Origin of the sequence: Solidesulfovibrio sp., from assembly GCF_029978005.1 — a bacterium.
GTDB lineage: Bacteria > Desulfobacterota > Desulfovibrionia > Desulfovibrionales > Desulfovibrionaceae > Solidesulfovibrio.
Genome location: NZ_JARKOZ010000026.1, coordinates 1 through 4,287, shown reverse-complemented (window position 1 = coordinate 4,287; position 4,287 = coordinate 1). Strand labels below are relative to the sequence as shown.

Sequence of the window (4,287 nt, the reverse complement as noted above, 5' to 3'; positions counted from 1 at the left end):
GAGCCCCGCCGCCCTGGCCACGGCCTCGAGGGACAGCCCGTCGAAGCCCTGCCGGGCGAGCAGGTCGCCGAGCGCCTCGAGCAGCCGCTCCCGCACCGTGCGGGGCTGGCCGATGGGGATGATCTTCACCCCGGACACGCAAGCGCCCCTCAGACCCGCCTGGCCCCAAGGAAGCTGCCCGTGGTCACGAGCAGGGCCAGGGCCAGGGTGGAGCCGTCCCGGATGAAGGTCCTCACCGAAATGGCGTCGTCGGCCTTGGTGGTGAAGCAGCCGCACTGGGTGCTGATGCCCTTGTGCCAGGCCCAGGCCATGGCCGAGAGGAAGACCGCCATCATGAGCGTGGCGGAAAAGCTCGCCCCGCGCGCGAAAAGGCCCGTGATGAGGCACATGCCCACCACCACCTCGATCCAGGGCAGCGCCTGCGCCACGCCGCCCACCAGCATGTCCGGCACGATCTGGTAGTTGCGGATGATCTTGGCGAAAGCCAGGGGATCGACGATCTTGTCCCAGGCGGCGGCCAGGAAGATGCCGCCCAGGGCGACGCGCAACAGGAAATACACAACCCTCATATGCCGCCCTCCGTGGGGCCGCCCGCCGCCACCCAGCCGTCGAAGCCGTCGGTCACCACCGTGACGTAGGGGAAGCCGGCCGTGCGCAAGGCCTCGGCCAGTTCCTGGCTCTTGTCGCACAGCACCCCGCCGCAATAGACCATGAGCCTGTCCTCCTGGGACAGACCCAGGGTCTTGGTCGCCTCGTCCAGGTCGCCGTACATGGCCTCCTGGGGCAGGCTCCTGGCCCCGGCCACGTGGCCCAGGGCGTACTCCTCGGGCGTGCGTGCGTCGATGAAGACCACGCCCGGCTTGCCGAGCATGATGCGCGCGCCGTGGGCGTCCACCGTCTCCAGGCCCTTTTTGAGTGCGTCGCGCCGCTCCATGGCCGCGAAGTCGATCACCCAGGGCACGGGCTCCTCCCGGGCCAGATTCATGGCCACGGAAAGGCCTCCCCCGAGCAGAAGGATGCAAACCAGTTCGAACCAGACCGGGGCGGCAAACCGCGCCTGCGTCATACGCTCCCGCCTTGACAAGATTTCCCCGCCACGCGCATATGCTGTGGGCAGGGTGGCCGATTCCTACCCCAACGGCCGGCCCTTGCGCAACCAGTAACCCCGGAGATACCCGTGTCGCGCGAAGCCGCCCCGGACCCCATACAAAACGCCTCCGCCGAGGAGGTGCGCCGGCTGCTCGACGCCTCGCGCCAGGACGAACTGACGCTCGTCGACGTGCGCATGGAGCCGGAATACGAGGAATTCCACCTGCCCGGAGCCCGGCTCGTCCCCCTGCCCGACCTGCCGGACAGGCTCGACGCCCTGGACCGCAACCGGCCGGTGGTGGTCTACTGCCGCTCCGGCGGCCGCAGCGCCGCCGCGGCCAAGCTCCTGGCCGGGGCGGGCTTCCCCCGCATCGTCAACATGCTCGGCGGGGCCATGGCCTGGCAGGGCGCGGCCGCGTCCGGCCCGCCGGACGCCGGCATGACGCTCCTTCGCGGCGACGAGGCCCCGGCCGACGTCCTGCGCATCGCCCTCGGCATGGAAGCCGCCCTGGGCGGCTTCTACAGGACCCTGGCCAGGGACGCCGAAAACCCGGAAACGCGCGCCGTTTTCGAACGCCTGGCCGGGTTCGAGGACCGGCACCTCCACTACGTCCACACCCTCTACCGCAAGGCCACGGGCGACGCATCGGACGTCGACGCCCTGCTCGCAGGCGCGGCCACGCAACTCGAAGGCGGCCTGCCCGGCCAGGCCTTCCTGGACCAGCTCGGCGGCGCACCCGAATCCGCCCAGGAGGCGCTGGAACTGGCCGCGTCCGTGGAAGCCCAAGCCCTGGACCTCTATTCCCGCCTGTCGCGAAAAGCCGACGATCCCGAAGCGGCCACCCTGTACGCGACCCTGGCCCAGGAGGAAAAAGCCCACCTGCGCGCCGTGGCCAACCTCATGAAGCAAACCGCCGCGCAATAACCCAAGGAGCACCCATGCAACCCGTCAATTTCCTCATGAACATCCTGTGGCTCATCCTCGGCGGCTTCTGGATGGGCATCGGCTGGTACCTGGCCGGCATCCTCATGGCCATCACCATCATCGGCCTGCCCTGGACCCGGGCCTGCTTCGTGATCGGCAACCTGTCCTTCTGGCCCTTCGGCAAGGAAGTCGTGGACCGCCGCCACGTCTCCGGCGAAGACCTCGGCACCGGCCTCCTGGGACTCGTCGGCAACATCATCTGGTTCGTGCTGGCCGGCGTGTGGCTGGCCATCGGCCACCTCCTCGCCGCCGTGGCCAACTTCATCACCATCATCGGCATCCCCTTCGCCCTGCAACACCTCAAGCTGGCCGGCCTGGCCCTGGCCCCCATCGGCAAGACCGTCATCGACAAGCAGTACTGAACCACGGAGCGCCCATGCAGTCGGCCTACCTCATCCTGGCCCTGGCCGCCGGCATGTTCATGCCCGTGCAGGCCGGCATCAATTCCAAGCTTGCCGGCATGGTGGACGGCGCCATCCCGGCCGCCTTCGTGTCGTTTCTCGTGGGCACCATCGCCCTGGCCCTGGTCCTGGCCGTCATCGGCCAGGGCGTACCCTTCTCCCGGGCCATGCCCGCCGCGCCCTGGTGGTACTGGATCGGCGGGTCGCTCGGCGCGTTCTTCGTCACCGCCACCGTCATCCTGGCCCCGCGCATCGGCGCGGGAGCCATGGTCGCCCTCACCCTGGCCGGCCAACTCGCCGCCTCCATGGCCCTGGACCACTTCGGACTGCTGGGCTTCCCCCACATCCCCTTCGACGGCAAACGCCTGCTCGGCAGCGTGCTGCTGGCCGCCGGCGTGTACCTGATACGCTTCTAGGGGGACAAAGGCATCGGATCGGGGCTTTGCCCCGAACCCCACTGGGGGGAGTGACTCCCCCCAGGCCCCCCCGTCGGCGTGGTTCGGCGGGAGGCGGGAGGTCGGTCGCGTAGGGGACCGAAGAATGGGGGCGGAATTTCGCCTGCCGAGCCTGCCGCGTCAGCGGCGGCAGCGGCAGGCAAAATTCCGCCCCCATCTTCAGTCCGCCAACGCCAATCGCACCGGTAACCGCAGCTCCCCCGCCCGACCACGCCGACGGGGGAGCCTGGGGGGAGTCACTCCCCCCAGTGGGGTTCGGGGCACAGCCCTGGCAGGGTCCGGGGCAGCGCCCCGCTCCTCGCCCGAAACGTCGTGCCGTTTACAATCCCTTGCGCAGGATCAGCCGCAGGACGCCGGATGCCGGCGTTTCGTCGTTGGGGGCGTAGGGCTGGCCCTGGAGAATGGAGGCGGACACGCTGATGGAGAAGGGGAAGCGCGATTCTTCGATCACCTGCCAGTCGCCTTTGAAGGTGTTGGCCAGGTTCCAGCCGATGAGCGTCGGTTCGCAGGGCTTGGCGTTGGGGCTCACTTCGCAGGCGATAAGGACGTGGCCGCCTTTGCGCAGGACGCGGTCGATTTCGGCCACGACCTTTTCGAGGTTGTCCACGTGATCCAGGGAATTGATGGAAGTGACGACATCGAAGTGTTGGTCGGGAAAGGATATGTTTTCGGCGAAGTCGGGCGTGTAGGTCATCTTGTGCGTGTCCGAGCCCAGGTATTGGTAGGCTTCGGCCAGGGGGTCGAGGCCGACGCGTTCCAGGGCGTTGTCGGCCCATTCGAGGGAGCCGCACGGTCCGCAGCCGATGTCGAGAAGGCGTTTGCCGTCGTAGAATTCTTTGCCGACGCCGAAAAGCGTCGTGAAATTCGATTCGTAATGGGCATTTGGAAGAAATCCCATCTTGCCAAGGTATTTCTTCCAGAACATATATTCATGCACGTACTTCGATATTGGGTTCTTGTATGCACCCTGCTGTGGCATTGTGGTGTAGCTCCCTCGTGTTTATGGATGGTGTTTGCTCTGTTGTTTGTTTAATGTAATACTTGTCTTGTTTGATGTCGCTTGTATGGATGTATTGTCGAAGCGGCATGAACTTGAGTTTTTCGAGCAGATGATAGGCACGCTCTCGCATGGCGTCAACGTATTTGTAAAACAAAGGGAATGATGCCAGCCCGGCAGGGCCAAATGCGTCATCGGCTGCGCGGTGACGTATATTGCTTGCGCCATAACGCCGAGCGCGACCCGGGTGCCTCGGGCGGGTCGGACAAGGGGCATAAAAAAAGCCAGGAGCCCGTGACCGGGCGTCCTGGCTTTTGCGGGGGAGGAAAGGCGCGGGATCAGGCGGCGACGACCATGCGC

General features: G+C 66.6%; 7 protein-coding genes. 3 read left to right on the top strand and 4 right to left on the bottom strand.

Annotation, left to right across the window (positions count from 1 at the left end):
- Window positions 1–149: 149 nt before the first annotated feature.
- A complete protein-coding gene (locus Q1K70_RS02855; RefSeq protein ID WP_300155477.1) occupies window positions 150–569 on the bottom strand; it encodes a MauE/DoxX family redox-associated membrane protein in 420 nt (139 codons plus the stop codon).
- On the bottom strand, window positions 566–1,066 hold the full coding sequence (locus Q1K70_RS02850; protein WP_300155474.1) for a rhodanese-like domain-containing protein: 501 nt from the start codon (window positions 1,064–1,066) through the stop codon (window positions 566–568). Before Q1K70_RS02850 ends, Q1K70_RS02855 begins: the two co-directional genes overlap by 4 nt.
- Window positions 1,067–1,177: 111 nt before the next feature.
- On the opposite strand from Q1K70_RS02850, the gene Q1K70_RS02845 reads away from it, so the two are divergent.
- Genes Q1K70_RS02845 through Q1K70_RS02835 form a run of 3 tightly spaced genes read left to right on the top strand, consistent with a single transcriptional unit; the run spans window position 1,178 to window position 2,891 of the window.
- Window positions 1,178–2,014, top strand: a complete 837-nt coding sequence (locus tag Q1K70_RS02845; RefSeq protein ID WP_300155472.1) for a rhodanese-like domain-containing protein — start codon at window positions 1,178–1,180, stop codon at window positions 2,012–2,014.
- 14 nt (window positions 2,015–2,028) lie between these two features.
- Window positions 2,029–2,436 (top strand): YccF domain-containing protein, encoded by a 408-nt coding sequence (locus Q1K70_RS02840; protein ID WP_300155469.1) that lies wholly within the window; start codon window positions 2,029–2,031, stop codon window positions 2,434–2,436.
- Between the two features lie 14 nt (window positions 2,437–2,450).
- On the top strand, window positions 2,451–2,891 hold the full coding sequence (locus Q1K70_RS02835) for a DMT family transporter (RefSeq protein ID WP_300155466.1): 441 nt from the start codon (window positions 2,451–2,453) through the stop codon (window positions 2,889–2,891).
- 358 nt (window positions 2,892–3,249) lie between these two features.
- Here Q1K70_RS02835 and Q1K70_RS02830 read toward each other — a convergent pair whose 3' ends face one another.
- Together Q1K70_RS02830 and Q1K70_RS02825 are read right to left on the bottom strand one after the other, a co-directional pair.
- Window positions 3,250–3,828 carry a class I SAM-dependent methyltransferase gene (locus Q1K70_RS02830; protein ID WP_300155463.1) on the bottom strand — a complete coding sequence of 193 codons (579 nt, stop codon included), beginning with the start codon at window positions 3,826–3,828 and terminating at the stop codon, window positions 3,250–3,252.
- A gap of 102 nt (window positions 3,829–3,930) precedes the next feature.
- A partial coding sequence (locus Q1K70_RS02825) for a hypothetical protein (RefSeq protein WP_300155460.1) occupies window positions 3,931–4,287 on the bottom strand: 357 nt, incomplete at its 5' end.

What these genes read in the sequence shown, in the direction of transcription:
- Q1K70_RS02850 (WP_300155474.1), bottom strand. Translation starts at nt 1,066, where the DNA reads ATGACGCAGGCGCGGTTTGCCGCCCCGGTCTGGTTCGAACTGGTTTGC.
- Q1K70_RS02835 (WP_300155466.1), top strand. Translation starts at nt 2,451, where the DNA reads ATGCAGTCGGCCTACCTCATCCTGGCCCTGGCCGCCGGCATGTTCATG.
- Q1K70_RS02830 (WP_300155463.1), bottom strand. Translation starts at nt 3,828, where the DNA reads ATGGGATTTCTTCCAAATGCCCATTACGAATCGAATTTCACGACGCTT.
- Q1K70_RS02840 (WP_300155469.1), top strand. Translation starts at nt 2,029, where the DNA reads ATGCAACCCGTCAATTTCCTCATGAACATCCTGTGGCTCATCCTCGGC.
- Q1K70_RS02855 (WP_300155477.1), bottom strand. Translation starts at nt 569, where the DNA reads ATGAGGGTTGTGTATTTCCTGTTGCGCGTCGCCCTGGGCGGCATCTTC.